General features: G+C 66.7%; 20 protein-coding genes and 5 tRNA genes. 18 read left to right on the plus strand and 7 right to left on the minus strand.

The window, feature by feature from the left end; translation table 11 throughout:
* Positions 1-19: 19 nt before the first annotated feature.
* The 16 genes from C0R07_RS04735 (at position 20) to C0R07_RS04810 (ending at position 17,035) form a co-directional block, all read left to right on the plus strand.
* The gene (locus tag C0R07_RS04735; protein ID WP_019183322.1) at positions 20-205 is read left to right on the plus strand and encodes a hypothetical protein; all 186 of its coding nucleotides are present in this window, start codon (positions 20-22) and stop codon (positions 203-205) included.
* Between the two features lie 82 nt (positions 206-287).
* On the plus strand, positions 288-1,187 hold the full coding sequence (folP, locus tag C0R07_RS04740; RefSeq protein ID WP_102788299.1) for a dihydropteroate synthase: 900 nt from the start codon (positions 288-290) through the stop codon (positions 1,185-1,187).
* Complete coding sequence (gene miaA / locus C0R07_RS04745) at positions 1,187-2,140, plus strand: tRNA (adenosine(37)-N6)-dimethylallyltransferase MiaA (protein WP_102788499.1); 954 nt, start codon at positions 1,187-1,189, stop codon at positions 2,138-2,140. The genes folP and miaA overlap by 1 nt, the downstream gene beginning before the upstream one ends.
* Positions 2,141-2,247: 107 nt before the next feature.
* Complete coding sequence (hfq, locus tag C0R07_RS04750; protein WP_019183319.1) at positions 2,248-2,529, plus strand: RNA chaperone Hfq; 282 nt, start codon at positions 2,248-2,250, stop codon at positions 2,527-2,529.
* Positions 2,530-2,555: 26 nt separating this feature from the next.
* Positions 2,556-3,866, plus strand: coding sequence for a ribosome rescue GTPase HflX (gene hflX / locus C0R07_RS04755; RefSeq protein WP_070427094.1), 1,311 nt, complete (start codon positions 2,556-2,558; stop codon positions 3,864-3,866).
* A 138-nt stretch (positions 3,867-4,004) separates the two neighbouring features.
* Complete coding sequence (locus tag C0R07_RS04760) at positions 4,005-4,499, plus strand: CinA family protein (RefSeq protein ID WP_019183317.1); 495 nt, start codon at positions 4,005-4,007, stop codon at positions 4,497-4,499.
* Between the two features lie 36 nt (positions 4,500-4,535).
* The gene (gene ubiB / locus C0R07_RS04765; protein WP_102788300.1) at positions 4,536-6,215 is read left to right on the plus strand and encodes a 2-polyprenylphenol 6-hydroxylase; all 1,680 of its coding nucleotides are present in this window, start codon (positions 4,536-4,538) and stop codon (positions 6,213-6,215) included.
* 391 nt (positions 6,216-6,606) lie between these two features.
* Positions 6,607-7,257, plus strand: coding sequence for a transcriptional repressor LexA (gene lexA, locus C0R07_RS04770; protein WP_102788301.1), 651 nt, complete (start codon positions 6,607-6,609; stop codon positions 7,255-7,257).
* A gap of 203 nt (positions 7,258-7,460) precedes the next feature.
* Positions 7,461-8,501 (plus strand): recombinase RecA, encoded by a 1,041-nt coding sequence (gene recA / locus C0R07_RS04775; protein ID WP_026069798.1) that lies wholly within the window; start codon positions 7,461-7,463, stop codon positions 8,499-8,501.
* Between the two features lie 110 nt (positions 8,502-8,611).
* A complete protein-coding gene (recX, locus tag C0R07_RS04780) occupies positions 8,612-9,103 on the plus strand; it encodes a recombination regulator RecX (protein WP_019183313.1) in 492 nt (163 codons plus the stop codon).
* 107 nt (positions 9,104-9,210) lie between these two features.
* Complete coding sequence (gene alaS / locus C0R07_RS04785; RefSeq protein ID WP_102788302.1) at positions 9,211-11,859, plus strand: alanine--tRNA ligase; 2,649 nt, start codon at positions 9,211-9,213, stop codon at positions 11,857-11,859.
* 144 nt (positions 11,860-12,003) lie between these two features.
* The gene (csrA, locus tag C0R07_RS04790) at positions 12,004-12,207 is read left to right on the plus strand and encodes a carbon storage regulator CsrA (RefSeq protein WP_019183311.1); all 204 of its coding nucleotides are present in this window, start codon (positions 12,004-12,006) and stop codon (positions 12,205-12,207) included.
* Between the two features lie 81 nt (positions 12,208-12,288).
* Positions 12,289-12,381, plus strand: a tRNA-Ser gene (locus C0R07_RS04795).
* Positions 12,382-12,669: 288 nt separating this feature from the next.
* Complete coding sequence (locus tag C0R07_RS04800) at positions 12,670-13,350, plus strand: ankyrin repeat domain-containing protein (protein WP_046273629.1); 681 nt, start codon at positions 12,670-12,672, stop codon at positions 13,348-13,350.
* 115 nt (positions 13,351-13,465) lie between these two features.
* Positions 13,466-14,614 (plus strand): aldo/keto reductase, encoded by a 1,149-nt coding sequence (locus C0R07_RS04805; RefSeq protein WP_046273628.1) that lies wholly within the window; start codon positions 13,466-13,468, stop codon positions 14,612-14,614.
* A gap of 282 nt (positions 14,615-14,896) precedes the next feature.
* Positions 14,897-17,035 (plus strand): TonB-dependent siderophore receptor, encoded by a 2,139-nt coding sequence (locus tag C0R07_RS04810; RefSeq protein ID WP_102788303.1) that lies wholly within the window; start codon positions 14,897-14,899, stop codon positions 17,033-17,035.
* A gap of 58 nt (positions 17,036-17,093) precedes the next feature.
* On the opposite strand, the gene C0R07_RS04815 is transcribed toward C0R07_RS04810, so the two are convergent.
* On the minus strand, positions 17,094-17,795 hold the full coding sequence (locus tag C0R07_RS04815) for a pirin family protein (RefSeq protein ID WP_070470639.1): 702 nt from the start codon (positions 17,793-17,795) through the stop codon (positions 17,094-17,096).
* Positions 17,796-17,935: 140 nt separating this feature from the next.
* Between C0R07_RS04815 and C0R07_RS04820 the strand changes: the two genes are divergently transcribed.
* Positions 17,936-18,862 (plus strand): LysR family transcriptional regulator, encoded by a 927-nt coding sequence (locus C0R07_RS04820; RefSeq protein WP_070470637.1) that lies wholly within the window; start codon positions 17,936-17,938, stop codon positions 18,860-18,862.
* Between the two features lie 155 nt (positions 18,863-19,017).
* Positions 19,018-20,166, plus strand: a complete 1,149-nt coding sequence (locus C0R07_RS04825) for an alpha/beta fold hydrolase (protein ID WP_070427101.1) — start codon at positions 19,018-19,020, stop codon at positions 20,164-20,166.
* Positions 20,167-20,225: 59 nt separating this feature from the next.
* Here C0R07_RS04825 and C0R07_RS04830 read toward each other — a convergent pair.
* From C0R07_RS04830 to thiD, 6 genes are all read right to left on the minus strand, one after another.
* Positions 20,226-20,302: transfer RNA gene (locus tag C0R07_RS04830), tRNA-Arg, on the minus strand.
* Positions 20,303-20,384: 82 nt separating this feature from the next.
* Positions 20,385-20,461, minus strand: a tRNA-Arg gene (locus C0R07_RS04835).
* A 54-nt stretch (positions 20,462-20,515) separates the two neighbouring features.
* Positions 20,516-20,592 (minus strand) — tRNA-Arg (locus tag C0R07_RS04840).
* Positions 20,593-20,646: 54 nt separating this feature from the next.
* Positions 20,647-20,723 (minus strand) — tRNA-Arg (locus C0R07_RS04845).
* Between the two features lie 62 nt (positions 20,724-20,785).
* Positions 20,786-21,625 carry an alpha/beta hydrolase family protein gene (locus tag C0R07_RS04850; protein WP_102788304.1) on the minus strand — a complete coding sequence of 280 codons (840 nt, stop codon included), beginning with the start codon at positions 21,623-21,625 and terminating at the stop codon, positions 20,786-20,788.
* Complete coding sequence (thiD, locus tag C0R07_RS04855; protein WP_070470633.1) at positions 21,622-22,431, minus strand: bifunctional hydroxymethylpyrimidine kinase/phosphomethylpyrimidine kinase; 810 nt, start codon at positions 22,429-22,431, stop codon at positions 21,622-21,624. The genes C0R07_RS04850 and thiD overlap by 4 nt, the downstream gene beginning before the upstream one ends.
* Between the last annotated feature and the right edge of the window lie 13 nt (positions 22,432-22,444).

The raw sequence follows: 22,444 nt of genomic DNA on the forward strand, positions 1-22,444 counted from the left end.
GTTCCCGTTCTGGAGTCCCATGTCCGCACCCCCACCGCAGCCGATCTCGCACACCACTGAAATGGTGATCGCCACGATCATTGGCGTGGCCATCGGCCTGACCCGCGACAACTTCCTGCTCGGCGCCGGCATCGGCATCGCCGTCGGCGTGCTGATGAGCATCGCCAAGACGGTCTACGTGGAGCGCAAGCGCCGCCAGCGCTGAGGGCAGGCTTCGTCAGCGCGACCGGCAGGCGGTCGCGTGGTCCGGCGTAAACTACGCGCTGGCGTACTTCGTGGATCTGCCCATGTTCGACATTTCTCCCCAGCTCGATTGCGGCGGCCGCTTGCTGCGGCTGGATCGCCCGCGGGTCATGGGCATCGTCAATGTCACCCCGGATTCGTTCTCCGACGGCGGTGAGCACGGCAGCGTCGAGGCCGCGGTCGCACACGGCCTGCAGCTGGTCGCCGAAGGTGCCGACCTGCTCGACATCGGCGGCGAGTCGACCCGGCCTGGCAGTGCGCCGGTGCCGCTGGACGAAGAACTGCGCCGGGTCATCCCGGTGATCGAGCGCCTGGCGCGCGAAACTTCCGTGCCGATCAGCATCGACACTTTCAAGCCCGAGGTGATGCGTGCCGCCGTTGCCGCCGGTGCCGGCCTGATCAATGACATTCATGCGCTGCGCCAGCCCGGTGCGCTGGAGGCTGCCGCCGAGCTCGGCGTGCCGGTGGTGTTGATGCACATGCAGGGCGAGCCGGGCAGCATGCAGGACACCCCGCACTACGACGATGTCGTCGCCGAGGTGCATCGTTTCCTGACCGAGCGCATGTTCCAGGCCGAGATGGCCGGCGTCGTCAAGAAGCACCTGATCATCGATCTGGGCTTCGGCTTCGGCAAGACCACCGAACACAACATGATCCTGCTGGCGCGCTCGGACCGTTTCCTTGAGCTCGGTGTCCCGATGCTGGCTGGCCTGTCGCGCAAGCGCAGCATCGGTGAGCTGACCGGTCGTGAACAGCCGCGTGACCGCGTGGCCGGTTCGGTCGCCGCGCACCTGATCGCTGCCCAGCGCGGCGCAATGCTGCTGCGCGTGCACGATGTCGCGGCCACGGTCGATGCCCTGAAGGTGTGGGCGGCGGTGGATGCCGTGCCGATGCCGCGGGTCTCGGCCGCACCGGCGATGCCGCGCTGGCCGGACGAGGACTGATGGCCGTCGACCAACGCCCGCTTGCGATCGCGGTGATGGGGCCGACCGCGTCGGGCAAGACCGCCACCGCGATTGCGCTGGCCCAGCAGTTGGACGGTGAGATCGTCAGCGTCGATTCGGCCCTGGTCTACCGCGGTCTGGATATCGGTTCGGCCAAACCCGACGCCGCCGAGCGCGCCCAGGCCCCGCATCATCTCCTCGATGTGCGCGACCCGTGGCAGACCTATTCGGCGGCAGAGTTCGCCGGCGACGCTGCCCGGGCCGTGCGCGACATCATTGCGCGCGGCCGCATGCCGATTCTGGCCGGTGGTACCGGGCTGTACTTTCGTGCCCTGCTGCAGGGCCTGTCGCCGATGCCTGAAGCCGATCCGGCGGTGCGCGCGCAGATCGCGGCCGAGGCGGCCGGGCAGGGCTGGGCGGCGATGCACGCCCAACTGGCCGATATCGATCCGGCAGCGGCAAAGCGCATTCATGCGACCGATCCACAGCGCATCCAGCGGGCGCTGGAAGTCCATCGCCTGACCGGCACCCCGATCAGCGAATGGCAGAAGCTGCCTGGTGTGGACCGGCTGCCGGTGCGGGCGCTCAAGCTGGTATTGGCCCCCCGCGAGCGCAAGGTGCTGCACCAGCGCATCGAAACCCGGTTCGACGCGATGCTGGATCACGGTTTCCTGGATGAAGTCCGCGCGCTACGCGCCCTGCCGGCCATGGCCGGGGTGGCCGCGCCGCTGGATCTGCCGGCCGTACGCGCGGTCGGCTACCGGCAGGCATGGGAATACCTGGGCGGGCAGGGGACGGCCGCCGAGTTCCGTGAGCGGGGTATCCAGGCCACCCGGCAGCTGGCCAAGCGGCAGCTGACCTGGTTGCGCGGGGAGCTTGATGCGCGCTGGTTCGATCCCCATTTAGAGAAGGCTTCCCTGGCGGATGCGGTGTCGACCTTCGTCGCACGCTGAGTCCACGCCGCCACCCACCCGCCCCGTGTACCATCAAGGGTTCCGGCGGGCGGCGGGGGCCGTGGCAACTGCCGGAAGACCATAAAAACAATAATCAGGAGTGTGCAATGTCCAAGGGGCAATCGCTGCAGGATCCGTTTCTGAATGCACTTCGGCGCGAACGTGTGCCGGTGTCGGTGTATCTGGTCAATGGCATCAAGCTGCAGGGGACGATTGAATCGTTCGACCAGTTCGTGGTGCTGCTGCGTAACACGGTGAGCCAGATGGTGTACAAGCACGCCATTTCGACCGTGGTACCGGCGCGCAATGTGAAGGTCGGGCCCGGTGGTGGCTATGTGCAGTCCAACGATGGCGCCGAAGGCGTCCAAGGTGATGACGACGTTGAGTGACAGTGTGAAAAATTCTGGAGAACTGCGTGTTTGACCGTTCCAAGCGAGGCGAACACGCACTCCTGATCCAGCCGCACGCCGGCCGGCTCGAAGATGACGTGCTTGAAGAGTTCACCGATCTGGCCCGCTCCGCCGGGGCCAGCATCGCGGCCACGTTGACCGCGCGCATCGATCGGCCCAATCCGTCGATCCTGATCGGCAGCGGCAAGCTGGACGAGGTCAAGGCCGCGGCCGAGGCCACCGGCGCTGACCTGATTCTGGTCAACCACGCCCTGTCGCCGGGGCAGGAGCGCAACCTGGAGCGGTTCCTGGAGCGGCGCGTGATCGACCGCACCGGGCTGATCCTGGATATCTTCGCCCAGCGTGCGCGCAGCCATGAAGGCAAGCTGCAGGTGGAACTGGCGCAGTTGCGCCACATGTCCACGCGGCTGGTCCGCGGCTGGACCCATCTGGAGCGCCAGCGCGGTGGTTCCATCGGCCTGCGTGGCCCGGGTGAGACCCAGCTGGAAACCGATCGCCGCCTGCTGCAGAAGCGGGTGGAGCAGCTGCAGAAGAAACTGGAAAAGGTGGAAGTGCAGCGCACCCAGATGCGCCGTGCCCGCCTGCGCAGCGAACTGCCGCGCGTCGCCTTGGTGGGTTACACCAACGCCGGCAAGTCGACCCTGTTCAACGCGTTGACTGGCGCCGAGGCCTACGCGGCGGACCAGCTGTTCGCGACGCTGGACCCGACGGTGCGCCGCATCGCACTGCCCGGTGGCAGCGTCGTGCTTGCCGATACCGTCGGTTTCGTCCGCGACCTGCCGCATGACCTGGTGGCTGCGTTCCGCTCGACCTTGTCTGAAGCCCGCGAAGCGGACTTCCTGCTGCACCTGGTCGACGCCGCCGATCCGCACCGTGAGGAGCGCATCGCGCAGGTCGATGAGGTGCTGACTGCCATCGGCGCGGGCGATCTGCCGCAGCTGCTGGTGTTCAACAAGATCGACCGCATCGACGGGGCCGAGGTGCGCCACGATGGCCAGGACGGCATCCCCGACAGCGCCCGTCGCGAACGGGTCTGGATTTCCGCCCGCGACAACGTGGGCCTGCCGCTGCTGCAGTCCGTGCTGGGCAAGCGTCTGGGCCTGCAGCACGTCAGTGGCGAGCTGCGGCTGCCGCCAAGTGCCGGTCGCCTGCGGTCGCGTCTGCACCAGCTGGAGGTCGTGCGCAGCGAAGCAACCGATGAAGACGGTTGGCTGCTCCAGGTTGAGATTCCGATCGCCGAGGCCGAGAAGCTGGCGGCCGGCGAGGACGGCGCACCGATCCGCGCCATGCTCCCGGAAAAACTTCCGGAGTGGTGAGGGGTGTGCCGGCCGCTGGCCGGCATCCCATGATCCTGAGGGTACGCGACCCTCCGTCGCACCCGGCGACACACGACATCACCCACGATTTCGGCTAAAACTGGGGGCGTTCGTTCCCCCGTTGATCCAGGATTCCCCATGACCGTTCCTTCCGACGCCGAGCTCGGCGCCCTCGCCAGTGACGTGGGCCAGCGGCTGCAGCAGGCCTCGCTGCAACTGGTGACCGCCGAGAGCTGTAGTGGCGGCTGGATCGCCAAGGCGATGACGGATATCGCCGGTTCCTCGGCGTTCTTCGACTGCGGCATGGTGGTGTACAGCTACGAAGCCAAGCAGCGTCTGCTTGGCGTGCGTGCGCAGACGCTGGAGCAGTTCGGCGCGGTCAGCCGCGAGACCGTGCTGGAGATGGTCTCCGGCGCGTTGATCAATTCCGGGGCGGGCATTGCCGTGGCGGTGACCGGGATCGCCGGGCCGGGCGGCGGAAGCGAGGACAAGCCGGTCGGCAGCGTCTGGATCGGCTGGAAGGGCCGGGGCGGCTACGCCCGTGCGCAGTTGTTCCAGTTCGACGGCGACCGCGAAGCCATACGGCGGCAGACCGTACAGCAGGCGCTGACGGGAATCTTCCCCCTGTTGTGACATCCTGACCGCGTGTGCTGACAGGAGAGTGGGCCGATGTGGGAAACGCTGGGTACCGTGCGTGACCTGGGGCGATTGCAGGAAATCGCGTCGGTCCTGATCCGCTATGGCTTCGGCGATCTGGTGCGCCGGATCGGCTTGGCCGATGTGCTTGAGCGTGCCGGCCGCCTGCTGCACTGGAACGACACCCAGCAGATGCTGCGGATGACCGCGCCGGTGCGCGTGCGCCGCGCGATGGAGGATCTGGGTCCGACCTTCGTCAAACTCGGCCAGGTGCTGGCCACCCGCGTGGACCTGTTCCCGCCGGACTGGATCGCTGAATTTTCCGAACTCCAGAACGCGGTACCGGCGCTGCCGTACGCGCAGGTGCGCGACCAGCTGGAGCGCGACCTGGGCGCGCCGGCGACGGAGGTGTTCGCGTGGCTGGATGAAACCCCGATGGCCGCCGCCTCGCTGGCACAGGCCCATCGCGCGACCCTGCATGACGGCACTGCCGTGGTGCTGAAGATCCGCCGCCCCGGCATCCGCGACGTGATTGAAGCCGACCTGCGCCTGCTGGCGCGGCTGGCCGAGATCGTGGAGGCGCGGCTGCCCGATCTGCAGCGCTACCGCCCGGCCGAGGTGGTGCAGCAGTTCCAGGTGTCACTGCGCCGCGAGCTGGATTTTGCCGCCGAATGCCGCAATGCCGAACGCATCGCGCGCAACTTCCAGGGCCGCAATGACATCCTGATTCCCAATGTGCACTGGCAGTGGACCTGCGAAAGCCTCAACGTGCAGGACTTCGTTGATGGTATTCCGGGCCGCGACCTGGCCGGTGTCGATGCAGCCGGCCTGGACCGCGTGCAGCTGGCCCGGACCGGGGCGCGCATCGTGCTCAAGATGGTGCTCGAGGATGGCTGTTTCCACGCCGACCCGCACCCGGGCAACATCATCTACCTGCGCGACGGCCGGATCGGCGTGATCGATTTCGGCATGGTCGGCGCGATTTCCGAACAGCGCCGCTTCCAGGTCGCCCAGCTCCTGCACGGCCTGGTCACGCAGGAGCCCGAGCAGGTGGCCGACGTCCTGCTGGACTGGGCCGGTGGCGTGGAGGTGGACGAATCGCGGCTGCAGCAGGACATCAGCACCTTCGTCGACCAGTACCGCGGGGTGCCGCTCAAGGACCTGCACATGGGCCTGATGCTGGGCAACATCACCCAGCTGCTGCGCCAGTACGCGCTGACCCTGCCGGCCGATCTGGCCCTGATGATCAAGACCTTCCTGACCCTGGAAGGGATGGGCCGCCAGCTTGACCCGCAGTTCGACATGGCCAGTGCCGCGCGTCCGTACCTGGAACGGGTGATGTGGCAGCGTTACTCGCCCGGCGCCATGCTCAAGCGCGGCAAGCGCAGCCTGGTGGGAGTGATGGACCTGGTCAGCGACCTGCCGCGCGATGTCCGCCGACTGCTGCAGATGGCGCGCCGCGGGCGGCTCCAGCTCAAGGTCGAGACCACCGCACTGCAGGGCTTCGGCGACCAGGTCAACCGCGCCGCCAATCGGCTGGTGATGGGCATCGTGACCGCTGCGCTGATCATCGGCTCCTCCATCGTCATGCACAGCGTCGGCGGCGTCTCCAGCCGCTGGCTGCTGGCGCTGGGCGTGGCCGGCTTCATCGGCGCCGGGTTCTGTGGCGTGTGGATCCTGTTTTCGATCTGGCGCAGCGGCAAGAACCCATAGGGTTCCTGCCGCTGGGATCCGAAGGATCCCAGCAACGTGCCGCCGACGCCGCACGTCGCGCGTAGAGCCGACCGTTGGTCGGCTGCTCTTGGCTGACCGGGCCGGTCATCGTATTCCCCAGGTAGCGCCACGCCCTGCGTGGCTGCTCCCCATCCCGCGCCAGGAATGCCTGACCCAGGAAATGGCAGAGGCTCAACGCCGGAGGGATGGCCGCATGCGGCACGCGCCCGCAGCGCCAGGCATTGCCGTGCTGCGCGCGGTCACCGACCAACGGTCGGTGGCTACAGGCGTTGCTGGCGTCTTCGGCCGGGGCCCGGACCACCGTCCTTGTAATGGCTCTTGCTCTGCGGGCACTTGCGTGCCCGCATCGTTAGTAGTAATACTACTAACCATGGACCTGACCGATACCCAGCAGGCGATCCTGCAGTTGATCGCCGAGCGTATAGAGACCGATGGCGCACCGCCGTCGCAGACCGAAATCGCCCGCGCGTTCGGCTTCAAGGGCGTCCGCGCGGCCCAGTACCATCTGGAAGCGCTGGAGCAGGCCGGGGCGATCCGCCGCATTCCGGGCCAGGCCCGCGGCATCCGCCTGGTCCAGGGACCGGCGCTGCAGAGCGGCCTGCCCGAATCGCTGCCCGCCTCGGCGCTGCCGGACCACGTCCTGCGCCTGCCGGTGCTGGGCCGGGTCGCGGCCGGTCTGCCGATCGGTGCGGACATCGGCTCGGATGACTTCGTGGTCCTGGACCGGGTGTTCTTCTCGCCCGCGCCGGACTACCTGCTGAAAGTGCAGGGCGATTCGATGATCGACGAGGGCATCTTCGACGGCGACCTGATCGGCGTGCACCGCACCCGTGACGCGCGCTCCGGCCAGATCGTGGTGGCCCGCATCGATGACGAGATCACGGTCAAGCTGCTGAAGATGGGCAAGGACCGGATCCGCCTGCTGCCACGCAATCCCGATTACAAACCGATCGAAGTGCTGCCGGACCAGGACTTCGCGATCGAAGGCCTCTATTGCGGGTTGCTGCGGCCCAACCGCTGACCCTGTTCCCCCTGAATCACGCGCGGTCTTTTGTGGCACATCTCTGGTTTTGCTGAGGTTGGTACGGATGTCCGATAATTTTTTTCCGAACGCCGGGCAGAATCTCAGCCCGTGCGATACGCCAGCCTTAAAGTGAACCCATGGCCAAGAAGACTTCCAAAGACAGCACCTCCACCGATACGACCTCTGCAAGGACCACTCCGATGGACGAAAACAAAAAGCGCGCCCTCACCGCCGCGCTGAGCCAGATCGAAAAGCAGTTCGGCAAGGGCGCCGTGATGCGCATGGGCGACCGTGTCGTCGAGGCGGTCGAGGTCATCCCTACCGGTTCGCTGATGCTGGATATCGCACTCGGCATCGGCGGCCTGCCAAAGGGCCGTGTGGTGGAGATCTACGGTCCGGAATCGTCGGGCAAGACCACCCTGACCCTGCAGGCGATCGCCGAATGCCAGAAGAAGGGCGGTACCGCCGCCTTCATCGATGCCGAGCACGCGCTGGACCCGATCTACGCCGCCAAGCTGGGCGTCAACGTGGACGACCTGCTGCTGTCGCAGCCGGATACCGGTGAGCAGGCGCTGGAAATCGCCGACATGCTGGTGCGCTCCAGCTCGGTGGACATCGTGGTGGTCGACTCGGTCGCCGCGCTGACCCCGAAGGCTGAAATCGAAGGCGAAATGGGCGACCAGCTGCCGGGCCTGCAGGCCCGCCTGATGAGCCAGGCGCTGCGCAAGCTGACCGGCAACATCAAGCGCTCCAACACCCTGGTGGTCTTCATCAACCAGCTGCGCATGAAGATCGGCGTGATGATGCCGGGCCAGAGCCCGGAAGTGACCACCGGCGGCAACGCGCTGAAGTTCTACGCCTCGGTCCGCCTGGACATCCGCCGTATCGGCGCGATCAAGAAGGGCGACGAGATCATCGGCAACCAGACCAAGATCAAGGTGGTCAAGAACAAGCTGGCGCCGCCGTTCAAGCAGGTGATCACCGAAATTCTGTACGGCGAAGGCATCAGCCGCGAAGGCGAGCTGATCGACATGGGCGTGGAAGCCAAGCTCGTCGAAAAGGCAGGCGCCTGGTACAGCTACGGCGAAGAGCGCATCGGCCAGGGCAAGGACAACGCCCGCGGCTATCTGCGCGACAACCCGCAGGTTGCCCAGCGTCTGGAAGCCGAGCTGCGCGAGAAGTTCCAGCCGGAAGAAGCCGTGCGTGAAGGCGGCGACGACGCCGAAGACGACGCCGAGTGAGTTTCCTGCGGGGCAGGGCGGCGCCGTCAGTGACGCCTGCCCTGGCCCGCAGTTCCACCAATCCCCGACGGGATGGCGCCAAGGATGGCGCACTGTAATGATAGGCGGCCATGCACGATTCCGATCCCCCCGCACCCCGGCGCAAGCGCCGTGTCCAGGAACAGACGCCGGTCCAGCGGGCGTTGGGGTTGCTGGTGCGCCGCGAGCATTCGCGCAAAGAGCTGACCCGCAAGCTGCAGGCCCGGGGCATCGAGAACGAGGCCGCCGAAGCGGCCGTCAGCAAGCTGGCCGAGGCCGGCTGGCAGGACGACACCCGCTTTGCCGAGAATCTGGTCCGGATCCGGGCCAATACCGGCTATGGGCCGATCCACATCCGCGCCGAACTGGGCACGCATGGCCTGGATAGTGATCAGATCGCTGCCGCCATGGATACTTTCGAAGGCGACTGGACCGAGAACGCCCGCGACCTGGTCTGCCGCCGTTTCGGCGAGGCCGGCCCGCAGGAACTGCCACAGCGGCGCAAAGCGGCCGATCTGCTGGCCCGCCGCGGCTTCCCCGGCGACAGTATCCGCCAGGCCACCCGTTACGACCCTGAGGACTGAGCGGCCCGGGCCTGATACCCTTTGTGGTTTCGGCGGTCCTGCAGTTGACACCCGGCCATTGGGGCTGCGTGCCAGGGACTGACCGGCCCGCACAAAGCCAGCCCCCCATGAACGCATCCGTCAAATTCACTACCTCCCAGATCCGCAGCGATTTCCTTGAGTTCTTCAAGGGCAAGGGTCATACGATCGTGCCGTCGGCGCCGTTGGTGCCGGGCAATGATCCGACCCTGCTGTTCACCAATTCCGGCATGGTGCAGTTCAAGGACGTGTTCCTTGGCGCCGAGAAGCGCAGCTACGTGCGCGCGGCCGACGTCCAGCGCTGCCTGCGCGCCGGTGGCAAGCACAACGACCTGGACCAGGTCGGTTACACCGCGCGCCATCACACCTTCTTTGAAATGCTGGGCAACTGGTCCTTCGGCGATTACTTCAAGAAGGATGCCATCGCCTGGGCATGGGAGCTGCTGACCCAGGTCTGGAAGCTGCCGGCCGAGCGCCTGCTGGTCACCGTCTACCAGACCGATGACGAGGCCTACGCGCTGTGGCGCGACATGGTCGGCATTCCGGAATCGCGCATCGTGCGCATCGGCGACAACAAGGGTGCGCCGTTCGCCTCGGACAACTTCTGGCAGATGGCCGAGACCGGCCCGTGCGGTCCGTGCACCGAGATCTTCTATGACCACGGCGACCACATCGCCGGCGGCCCCCCGGGCTCGCCCGACGAAGACGGCGATCGCTTCATCGAGATCTGGAACCTGGTCTTCATGCAGTTCGACCGCCAGCCCGACGGCACCCTGGTGCCGCTGCCGGCGCCGTGCGTGGATACCGGCATGGGCCTGGAGCGCCTGGCCGCGATCCTGCAGCACGTCCATACCAATTATGAAATCGACCTGTTCCAGGCGCTGATCCGCAAGGCCAGCGAGCTGACCGGCATGGCCGATCTGGAGAACAAGTCGCTGCGCGTGATCGCCGATCACATCCGCGCGTGTTCGTTCCTGATCGTCGATGGCGTGCTGCCGTCCAACGAAGGCCGCGGCTACGTGCTGCGCCGTATCATCCGCCGCGCGCTGCGCCATGGCTGGATGCTCGGCGTGCGCCAGCCGTTCTTCAGCAAGCTGGTGCCGACCCTGGTCGAGCAGATGGGCGTGGCCTATCCGGAACTGCCGGCCCAGGTCGACACCGTCGTGCGCGCCCTGCAGGCCGAGGAAGAGCGTTTTGCTGAAACGCTGGATTCGGGCATGAAGATCTTCGACGACGTCGCGGCCAAGGTCAGCAACGGCGTGATCCCCGGCGTGGATGCGTTCCGCCTGTACGACACCTACGGTTTCCCGCTCGATCTCACCCAGGACATCGCGCGCGAGCGTGACCTGACCGTGGACATCGACGGCTTCAACGCCGCGATGGAGACCCAGCGCGAGACCGCGCGCGCGGCCGGCAAGTTCGGCGGCGGCGTGACCCTGTCGGCCGATCTGGTCGCCACGCTCAAGCCGACCGTGTTCCTTGGGTACGACCGCCTGCAGGCCGACGACCTCACCGTGGTCGCCATCCTCAAGGACGGCCGCCCGGCGGAGACCGCCCAGGCCGGTGACGACGTCATCGTGCTGACCAACCAGACCCCGTTCTACGCCGAATCCGGCGGCCAGGTCGGCGACAACGGCACCCTGACCGGCGCGGGCGTGCAGGTGGACATCCGCGACACGCAGAAGTTTGCCGGCCAGTTCCATGGCCATGTGGGCAGGCTCACCCAGGGCAGCCTGAAGGTCGGCGACGTGCTGTCCGGCCAGGTCGATGGCAAGCGCCGCGGCGCCACCATCCTCAACCACTCGGCCACCCACCTGCTGCATGCCGCCCTGCGCGAAGTGCTGGGCACCCACGTGCAGCAGAAGGGCTCGCTGGTTGCGCCTGATCGCCTGCGCTTCGACTTCTCGCACTTCGCGCCGATCAGCGCCGAGGACCTGGCGATCATCGAGCGCAAGGTCAACGAGCAGGTGCGTGCCAACAACGCGGCCGAAGTCCACAACATGGGCATGCAGGAAGCGCTCGACTTCGGCGCGATGGCACTGTTCGGCGAGAAGTACGGCGAACACGTGCGCGTGCTGAAGATGGGCGACTACTCCACCGAACTGTGTGGCGGTACGCATGTCTCGCGCACCGGCGACATCGGTCTGTTCAAGATCACCGCCGAAGGTGGCGTGTCCTCCGGCGTGCGCCGTATCGAAGCGGTGACCGGGCAGGGCGCCCTGGATTACGTGGCCCATGAAGAAGCCCAGCTGAGTGAAGCGGCCGCACTGCTCGGCGGTAACGCCGGTGACGTGGTCGACAAGATCCGCCAGCTCGGCGAGCGCCAGAAGAAGCTCGAGCGCCAACTCGACGCACTCAAGGCCAAACAGGCTGCGGGCGCGACCGCCGATCTTGGCGCCGGCGCAGTGGAGGTCAAGGGCGTCAAGATCCTGGCCGCGCGCCTGGAAGGCTTCGACGCCAAGGCCCTGCGCGATGCCATCGACCGCCTCAAGCAGCAGCTCGGTGATGCGGTGATCGTGCTGGCCGGCACCCAGGACGGCAAGGCCGCCTTGGTCGCGGGCGTGAACGGCAGCGCAATGGGCAAGGTCAAGGCCGGGGAACTGTTGGCCCATATCGCCAGTCAGATCGGGGGCAAGGGCGGCGGCCGCCCGGACCTCGCCCAGGGTGGTGGTGAGGACGGGCCCGCCCTTGCTTCTGCACTGGCCGCCGTCGTCGACTGGGTCACCCCCCGTATCTGAACAACCTGACGGTTCCTGCTCCTTGAAGGGGCGGGAGGCCTGACGGTACTATGGCGAATCTTTTCCCGTTGTCGTGGGGCGCTCTTGCCGGGGCGCCAAGCCGGTGGGGAAATGCCACCACCGGTTCCCTGGAGACTTGAACAAATGTTGATCCTGACTCGCCGCGTAGGCGAAACCCTGATGATCGGTGACTCGGTCAGCGTGACCGTGCTCGGCGTCAAGGGCAACCAGGTGCGTATCGGTATCACCGCTCCGAAGGACGTGGCCGTGCACCGCGAAGAGATTTACCAGCGCATCCAGCGCGGTGATGAGCCGAATGCATCCGGAAGTGAAAATTCTTCGGATTAAGGCTTTACCTGAGGGCGCGGAAAACGTTATTATTCGCGCCCCCGCTGAGATGATTCATCGCAGTGGCGGACCAAGAACACTGGAGCGGTGCCCGAGTGGCTGAAGGGGCTCCCCTGCTAAGGGAGTATAGGGCTTAAAACTCTATCGAGGGTTCGAATCCCTCCCGCTCCGCCAGTTGTAGAAAAGGCCTTCGTACGCAAGTACGGAGGCCTTTTTCTTTATGCGATCCGGCTCAGGCGACCGATGTGCAGGCCGCCTCGATCCGATACCCAACCGGATCGATAAGGAAGGCGGCGTAATAGTGATCGCCATACGCATGAAACCGGCGGAACGCGCGTCGGCCGACGCATTCGGATGGCGAATGCAGTCGATCCCCAATCTTCATTGGTGCCGGCGCGGCGGCTCGGCTACGGTCGTTCTCCAGCGGCGCCCACCGGGCGCCCCCGTGGAAGGAGCAGGAACATGTCGATGGGAAGGAGGTCGCTACGCGGCTGGGTGGTCATGAGCCTGCTGATGGGCATGGTCATGCCGGCCGGTGCCGCTTCGTTGGATGAGCGGCTGCATCGGGCAGCGGAGAAGGGCGATGCCACTGCAGTGCGTACGCTGCTGGGGCAGGGCGCCAGGGTGGATGCGCGCGGCGTGGCGAAGGCGACACCGTTGCTGGTTGCGACCCACCACAATCACGTGGAGGCCGCGCTTGCGCTGATCCAGGCGGGTGCCGACGTCAATGCCAAGGATGCGATCCAGGACAGCCCCTATCTCTACGCCGGTGCCCGCGGGCATCTCGAGATCCTGCGCGCGACCCTGGCGGCCGGTGCGGACTTGAAGAGCACCAATCGCTACGGTGGCACTGCACTCATTCCGGCGGCCGAACGCGGGCACGTGGAGACCGTGGCGACGCTGATCGCTGCCGGCGTCGAGGTGGATCATGTCAACAACCTGCAGTGGACCGCGCTGCTGGAGGCGATCATCCTCGCCGATGGCGGCCCGCGGCATGTCGAGATCGTCCGTCAGCTCATCGCGGCGGGCGCGGATGTGAACCTGCCCGACGGTGACGGCGTTAGCCCGCTGCAGCATGCACGCCAGCGCGGGTACCGCGCGATCGAGACGCTGCTTCTCGCCGCCGGCGCTGCCCAGGGCTGAGCATCCGCACGGCGGCGGGGGGAGCAATGTTGCCGCTGCCTTGACGCGGCAACGGCATGCTCTGCACCACCGTTCTGCGACGCTGTGCGCTTCCCCCGCAGAATCAGGAGTCGCCGTGAACGCACGTCGCCACTTCCTCTCCGTTGCAGCCGCCGGCACCGCAGCCTTCGCCGCTTCACCGTTGATGGCGCAGTCGTCCGGCCCGGGCAGCGTCCTGCCCACCCGCGGCCAGGCCTCGACGAAACCCTTGCCCGGCAATCCGGCGCAGCAGGGCAGGCGCTATCGTCCGCAGACCCGCCTGGGCCTGGGCGGTGTCGCGATCGGCAATGGCTTCGCGGCCGCCAGCGACGCACAGAGTGAAGCCACGCTGGCAGCGGCCTATGCGGCAGGCGTGCGCTATTACGACACGTCACCCTGGTACGGGCTCGGCCTGAGCGAGCGCCGCTACGGCCATCACCTGCACAACCACCCGGCGCGCGAGTACACGCTGTCGACCAAGGTCGGCCGGCTGCTGACCGCGACCGCCGGTGAACTGCAGGAGGTGATGTGGAAGGATCCCTCGCCGTTCCATTACCGCTACGACTACTCCGCCGACGGCACGCGGCGTTCGGTGGAGGACAGCCTCAACCGGCTTGGTGTGTCGCAGCTGGATGTGGTCTTCATCCATGACCTCTCGCCGGACAACGAGAAAGACCTGGGCATGCCGTGGGAGCAGCGCTTCGCGGAAGCGGCGAAGGGCGCCATGCCAGCACTGACCCGCATGCGCGAGGAGGGCTTGATCAAGGCGTGGGGCTTCGGTGTGAACCGTCCCGAGCCCGCCCTGCGTGCGGTGGCCGAGGCGGATCCGGACATCTTCCTGCTCGCCTGCCAGTACTCGCTGCTCGACCACGAGCAGGCCCTGCACGACACCTTCCCCAAGATCGCCGCACACGGAGCATCGGTAGTGGTCGGCTCGCCGCTGCTGGCTGGCTACCTGGCTGGGCGCGATCGCTATCTGTATGACGGCAAGGTGCCGTCGTGGGCGCCGGAAAAGCGTGCCAGGGTGCAGGCCATCTGTGATCGCCATGGCGTGGACCTGCGCACCGCGGCGCTGCAGTTCGCCGATGCGCCGGAGGTGGTCTCGGCGGTCATTCCGGGCGCGCGCACGCCCGAACAGGTGCTGGCCAACGTCGCTTCCATGTCCGTGGCGGTGCCGGGCGCCTTCTGGGCAGAGCTCAAGCAGGAAAAGCTGATTGCCTCCGATGCGCCGGTGCCGCGCGGCTGACCAGGCCGAAGCGCCGGCAGATCGCTTGAGCTGAGCGGCGCGCCAACCCGACCCATCACGCCCCGCGCCCAGTGGGGCGTGGCCGGGCGCCGTCCGCGTCCCTGGGCGGGCTGGCCTTCCGCTGGCCCGCCGGATGCGGCATCATGCCGCCCAATCGTTCCCTCCAGCCGCCGCCAGAGGAATCCCTTCCTGCCTGGAGGCATTGCCGTGTCCGTCGTTCCGTTCCGTGTTGCCCCGATCCATTCGGGTCGTCGTCGTGCTGTTCCCTCGATCTCCCCGCTGATGCAGGCGATGGGCTGCGTGCTGGGCCTGGCCCTGTCCGCGTCTGCCGTGCAGGCCGAAGAGGCGCCGGCGGGCGAGGCACCTGCCAAGGACGGCGCACAGACCCTGCAGACCGTGCAGGTCACCGCCAACCAGCTCGGCACCGTCACCGAGGGCAGTGATTCGTACACGCCCGGCACGATCGCCACCGCCACCCGCCTGGTGCTCAGTCCGCGCCAGACGCCGCAGTCGATCAGCGTGATCACCCGGCAGGAAATGAACGACTTCGGGCTCAACGGCATCGATGACGTCATGAAGGTCACGCCCGGCGTGAGCATCGTCACCTATGACAGCGAGCGCACCGAGTACTACGCGCGTGGCTTTGCGGTGCAGAACTTCCAGTACGACGGCATCCCGATGGCGCGCGATTCGGCCTACTCGGCCGGCAACACGCTCAGCGACATGGCCATCTATGACCGCATCGAAGTGCTCAAGGGCGCCACCGGCCTGCTGACCGGCATGGGCGATCCGGGCGCGACCATCAACCTGGTGCGCAAGAAGCCGACCCGCGAACTGGCTGGCAGCGCCACGCTGGGCGTGGGCTCGTGGGACAGCTATCGCGCCGAGGTCGATGTCGGCGGGCCGCTCACTGAAAGTGGCCGCGTGCGCGGCCGCGTCGTGGGCGCCTACCAGGACAAGCATTCCAATGCCGACCACTACCAGCGCAGCAATGAAGTCTTCTACGGCATTCTCGAGGCCGACGTCGGCGAGAGCACCCTGCTGACTGTCGGTGCCGATTACCAGGACAGCGATCCGGAAGGGTCCAGCTGGGGTGGCATTCCGCTGCTGGACAGCGAGGGCAACTTCAACAGGATGCCGCGCTCGTTCAACAACGGCGCACGCTGGAGCCGCTGGGGCCAGTACGCCCGTACCGGCTTCGCCACGCTGGAGCACACCTTCGCCAATGACTGGGTCGCCAAGTTGCAGCTCAATCACCAGGTCAACGGGTATGACGCCTCGCTGGGCGCGGCGGCCGGTGGCAATCCCGATCCGGTCACCGGTGAGGGCGTGAGCATGTGGCTGGGCCAGTACATCGGCAAGACGACCAGCAATGCGGCCGATCTGTACGTCAGCGGCAAGTTCGAGTGGTTCGGCCGGCAGCATGAGCTGGTGGTCGGTGGCAGCGTGTCGCGCAAGCGCTGGGTCAACAACGGCTACTCGCCGCAGCCGGGCTATGTCAGCAGCGTTGCCGACTACTACGCCTGGACCGGCGATGTGCCCGAGCCGGATTGGCAGTGGGGCTACGGTGACAACCAGGTCACCCGCGAAAGCGGTGCCTACGTGGTGGGCCGTTTCGACCTGGCCGATCCGCTCAAGCTGATCCTCGGCAGCCGCATCGCCAACTACAAGTCTCCGGATACCGACGAGAGCGGCGTGGTCGTGCCGTATGCCGGCCTGGTGTACGACCTCAATCGCAACGTCTCGGTGTTCGCCAGCTACAGCACCATCTTCAAGCCGCAGGGCAACCAGGACGAGCAGGGCCGGGTGCTCGATCCGCTGGAAGGGCGCAGCTACGAAGCCGGCCTGAAAGCGGAGTTCTACGATGGCCGCCTCAATGCCAGTGCGGCGGTGTTCCAGCTGGAACAGGACAACTACGCGCAGCCGACCGGCGGCAGGACGCCGAGTGGCGGCATCGCCTATGAAGGCCTGATGGGCGTACGCACCAAGGGATATGAGCTGGAGGTGTCCGGTCAGCTGGCGCCGGGCTGGCAGGTGCAGGGCGGCTACGCGCACAAGATCGCGCGCCAGCAGTCCGCCAAGGTCTCCACGCTGGAGCCGGAAGACCAGTTCAGCGTGCACACCAGCTACCGGCTCACCGGTGTGGCTGATGGCTGGAGCCTCGGCGGTGGCGCGCGCTGGCAGGGCAGCACCTTCGGCACCATCACCAACCCGGCCACCGGCGGAAGCCAGGTCCATCGCACCGAGCCCTATTGGCTGCTCGATGCGATGGCGCGTTACCAGTTCAATGACCAGCTCTCGGCGACGCTCAACGTCAACAACCTGCTGGACAAGCACTACTACACGATCTTCAGCTGGTACAGCACCTACACCTGGGGTGAGCCTCGCAACGTCCGGCTGACGCTGAACTACAGATTCTGATCCACGCAACGAACGACACCCCGGGCAACCGGGGTGTCTGCGTTTCCGCGCCTGGTGATTACAGCGCGACGTCGAACACGATGACTTCCGCATCATTGGCGTTCTCCAGCGTCAGCTGCGCCTCGTCGCTGACCTGCAGCGCATCGCCGGTTTCCAGGGTGATGCCGTTGACCTGCAGCTGCCCGCGGGCCACCTGTACATAGGCGCCGCGGCCCGGGGCCAGCGGCAGGTGGACGCGCTCGTCACCGTCCAGGATCGTGGCGTAGAGGTTGGCATCCTGGTGGATCAGCAGCGAACCCTCACGGCCATCGCGCGAAGCGATCAGGCGCAGCTGGCCGCGCTTGGTCTCCGGCGCGAAGTGGGTCTCCTGGTAGCTCGGGGTGATGTTTTCCTGATCGGGGAACAGCCAGATCTGCAGGAAGTGCACCGCCTCGTCGGCCGAGTGGTTGAACTCGCTGTGGCTGACGCCGCTGCCGGCGCTCATGCGCTGCACATCGCCGTAGCGCAGCACCGAACCGGTGCCCATCGAGTCCTTGTGCTCCAGCGCGCCGCCGAGCACGTAGGAGACGATCTCCATGTTGCTGTGGCTGTGGGTGCCGAAACCCTGGCCGCCCTGCACGCGGTCTTCGTTGATCACCCGCAGCGGCCCGAAGCTGACGTAGCGCGGGTCGTAGTAATTGGCGAAGGAGAAGGTGTGCATGGAGTTCAGCCAGCCATGGTCGGCCTTGCCACGGGTGTTGCTCTTGCGGATCTGCAGCATGGGAATCTCCTGGGTGTTCGATGGTTTCGATGGCGGTCCGGGGTGGTCGCTGCCGTTCCCTTTCCTGTTGCGGCCAGTATCCGCTTGCTCCGACCGCTTGAAAAACGGATAGTTTCGCAAGCCATCATCGAAAATTTCGAATGCTCAAGCTCAGCCTCGACGCCCTGCAGATCCTGGACGCCATCGACCGCCGTGGCTCGTTCGCCTCGGCCGGCAAGGCCCTGCACAAGGTGCCCTCGACCATCTCCTACACAGTCGCCAAGCTGGAAGAAGACCTGGGCGTGCAGCTGTTCGACCGGGTCGGGCCGCGCGCGCACCTGACCCCGGCCGGGGAGGCGCTGCTGGAAGAGGGGCGCCATCTGCTGCGGGCCGCCCGCGAGCTGGAGATGCGGGTGCGGCGCGTGGCCTCCGGCTGGGAAGCCGAGCTGACCGTGGCGGTCGATTCGATGTTCGTACCGGCGCTGCTGGCCGAGGACGTACGAGCCTTCAACGCGGTGGCCGAACAGACCCGGATGCGGCTGATCACTGAATCGCTCTCGGGCACGTGGGAGGCATTGCTGGACCGGCGCGCGGACCTGCTGGTCGGCGCGCCGGGTGAGGGGCCCAGTGGCGGCGGCTACGTAGTCGAGCCGATGGGCGTGGTGCGCTTCGTGTTCGCCGTGTCGCCCTCACATCCATTGGCGGCCGCGCCCGAACCGTTGGGCCGTGAGCAGCTGGCCACCCACTGCGCGATCGCCGTGGCCGATTCGGCACGGCGGCTGCTGCCGCGTACGGTGGGCCTGCTGATGGGACAGGAAACGGTCACCGTGCCGGACATGGTCAGCAAGTTCCGCCTGCAGTGCGCCGGGCTCGGTTTCGGTTTCCTGCCCGAGCCGTATGTGCAGCAGGCGGTGCGGGACGGCCGGCTGGTGATCAAACAGGTCGAGGAACCCAAACCGGACGAGACGTTCTGGCTGGCCTGGCGCACCGGCGAGGAGGGGGCCGCATTGCGCTGGTGGCGGGAGCGGCTGCAGCGCCCGGAGGTGCTGGCGGGCTGGTGGCCCACCATGGAAGGCTGGCTGGGCTGATCGCAGGCCGGGCAGGGGCCTGCGGCGATGCCGCTGCCCGTCCGTTCAAGCTGAATGTTGGCTTGGCTGTCATCGGATGGTCATCTGGATGCGATAGAGCGGCGCCTGCGTGATCGGTACCCTGCGCGACTCGTCTGGTTTTTCCGATTCTGCCCATGAAGCGCTTGCTGCTGTTGCTGCTGGCCGGGGCTGGCCTGTGGCTGGCTGCCTGCTCTTCCTTGACCTCCACCGCTGCCTCGACCTCGTTGAGTGATCGCCTGATCGCGCCCGGCGGCGTATCCACGCTGCTGGACATGCCGCGCATCGCCGAAGCGGTGGAGAGCGTGCCCAACCGGCATGGCCGGGTGACCGGGCGCGCGGGCGTGCCGATCTTCTGGCGTGCGTTCGACCCCGGTCAGTACGGGCTGCATTACCAGTACCTGGCCCAGCAGCACGACAACGGCGAGCCGCTGCGCACCGGCATGGCGCTGGACCTGCCGCACCCGTTCCGGGCGCAGGCACCGCGCGGCACGGTGGTGCTGCTGCACGGCTGGATGATGAACGGTGATGCGATGCTGCCGTGGTCGCTGCAGCTGGCGCAGTCCGGCTACCGCGTGGTCACCATCGACCTGCGCAACCACGGCCATTCGGGTGCGGGACCGTCGGGCTACGGCACCTTCGAATCGGACGACGTGGTCGATGTCATCGCGGCGCTGAAGGCGCGTGGTGAAGTGGTCGGGCCGTTGTACCTGTTCGGGGTGTCCTATGGCGCTGCCACTGCGCTGTTCACCGCCGACAAGCTCGGCGACCAGGTCACCGGCGTGGTGGCGATGGAGTCTTTCGCCAATGCCGGCGATGCCATCCGCAGCATGATCCCGCACCTGATGTCACTGCAACCGACGGCATGGAAAGCGCAGGCGATGGCCGCCTACGGACGTTGGCGCTATGGCGGTCAGGATATCGACCAGGTGATCGCCGCCGCCAGCCAGCGGCTGGACCTGGATCTGGACCGCGTCGATGTCACCCGCGCGCTGGCCGACAGCCGCGCCTGCGTGCTGCTGTTGCATGGCCAGGACGATCAGCATGTACCGGTCGGGCAGGGGCGCCGCCTGGCGGCCGCCAGCCCGCGCGTGCACTACATCGAGCTGCGTGGCGAAGACCACATCACGCTGCCACTGCGCGTGGATCTGCTGGGCAGTGTGGTGGATGACTGGCTGGCGCATGACGACCACGCCGGTGGTGCGTGCCCCGCGCCGGAACTGCCGGGTGAAGCCGACCTGATGGCGATGCAGGCGGCACAGGCGCACGCCCCGCCGCAGGGGTGACAGTTGGGGACAACGCAAAAAAAAACAGCAACCGATGGCTGCTGTCTTCGTCGATGCAATGGTGCGCCCGGAGAGATTCGAACTCCCGACCGCCTGGTTCGTAGCCAGGTACTCTATCCAACTGAGCTACGGGCGCATTTGCATTGTCTGGTTGTGTGTCCTGCCGCGCGTGTTGCCACGTTCGACGGGAAGGCAAGCAAGCCTGCCATTCGATGTAATGGTGCGCCCGGAGAGATTCGAACTCCCGACCGCCTGGTTCGTAGCCAGGTATTCTATCCAACTGAGCTACGGGCGCATTTCCATCGAATTTTCATTACTGATACCGACGGCGACATCGATACCCTGTTGATGGTGCGCCCGGAGAGATTCGAACTCCCGACCGCCTGGTTCGTAGCCAGGTACTCTATCCAACTGAGCTACGGGCGCATTTACATCGAATTTTCATTACTGATACCGACGGCGAAATCGATACCCTGTTGATGGTGCGCCCGGAGAGATTCGAACTCCCGACCGCCTGGTTCGTAGCCAGGTACTCTATCCAACTGAGCTACGGGCGCGTCAACAGGAGCGGAATTATGCGGATCGGCGTCGCATTCGTCAACGGTTTTTGTGAAGGTCTTCATTCAAATGAATGAAAAAGGCGCTCCACCACGGCTTCCGGCGTTTTCATCCAGGCGAAGTGATCGGCACGCGTGCCCAGCGCCTGCGCACTCAACACGCTGAGCTGCGCACGCATGCCGGGCATCTTGGCCAGCAGGGCCTGCATCGAGGAAGGCGGTGCCAGCCAGTCGTGATCCATCACCACGGCAGTGGCCTGGCCCTGCAGGGTGCGCATGCCGGCCTCCAGATCGGTCGCCATGCCCGCCGCCGCATAGTGGTTGTTGAGGCCTACGCGTGACCAGTCGCGGATCAGGCCGCGCGCTTCCGTGCCGCCGAAGCCGAGCTTCTTGCCGTGCAGGACCCCTTGGCGCTGTGCCAGCCAGGGCAGGAAGCGGTACACCAGCGGCAGCGCCCAGCCGCGCGGGGCGGGGAAGGTGCGCCAGTACGGCGTGCCGCTGGCGACCAGCCACACCCGTGCGAAGCGCTGCGGGTGCAACCCGCCGAAGCAGCAGGCCAGCTGACCGCCGAGGCTGTGGCCGCCGATGATCAGGGGCGTTACCGCGTCTTCGGGCATCTGGGCCAGGCTGGCCGGCAGGTCGTGTTCGAGGATCTCGCGATACCCCCAATCCTGCGTGCGCGACGGCCGCAGGCTGCTGCTGCCGTTGCCGCGCCACTCATGCAGGTACACCGCGATGCCACGCGCCGCGAGCGCATCGGCGAAGGGCAGGTAGTGGCGCGCGGCGACGCCCAGCGCCGGCAACCACAGCAGGCGTGCGCGTGGCTGCGTCGGCACGCGTGCCAGCAGTTCGAAGCGATGGCCATCGCCGGTCTGCACGGGAAGGGGAGAGGCGTCGATCATGCCGGGCGTGCCGCGCCGAAGTGGTCGATCACCAGCACCTCGCTGCGGCCCGGGTAGTAACCGCTCTGCAGGCCCCGCGCGACGTAGTCGATGGCCGCTTCGCAGGCGTTCGGCAACGACAACCCCTGGCACAGCTGCGCGGCGATCGCCGAGGCCAACGTGCAGCCGGTGCCGTGCGCATCCACCGGCAACCGGGCGTGGATGAACTCGTCGCGGGTGACGCCGTCGAAGTAGCGATCGATCACGCGGCTGCCTTCATCCAGATGGCCGCCCTTGAGCAGTACCGCGCCGGCACCCAGCTCGAGCAGCGCGTCGGCGGCATCTTCAGCGTCTTCGGCGGTGACGATGCGGCGGCCGAGCAGCAGCTCGGCTTCCGGCGTGTTGGGCGTGAGCAGCGTGGCCAGTGGAACCAGGCGCGTGCGCATGGCCTTCAGGGCGGCGTCTTCAAGCAGTTTGGCACCGCTGGTGGCGACCATGACCGGATCCAGCACGACATGCGGCGGGCGGTGCTTTTCCAGCGCGTCGGCCACCAGGCCGATCACCTCGGCATTGGCGAGCATGCCCAGCTTCACCGCATGGATATCGAAATCGGCGAAGCAGGCGTCGATCTGCGCCTGCAGGAACTCCAGTGGCGGCACGTGCACGGCGGTGACGCCGCGGGTGTTCTGTGCGGTCAGCGCGGCAATCGCCGAAAGGCCATGTACGCGATGGGCGGCGAAGGCCTTCAGGTCGGCCTGGATGCCTGCGCCACCGCCGGAATCGGAGCCGGCGATGGTCAGGGCGGAAACGGGGCTGGAAGGCGTCATGCCTCGATTGTGC

This window comes from Stenotrophomonas bentonitica, assembly GCF_002887735.1.
In the GTDB taxonomy this organism is placed as follows: Bacteria; Pseudomonadota; Gammaproteobacteria; order Xanthomonadales; family Xanthomonadaceae; genus Stenotrophomonas; species Stenotrophomonas bentonitica_A.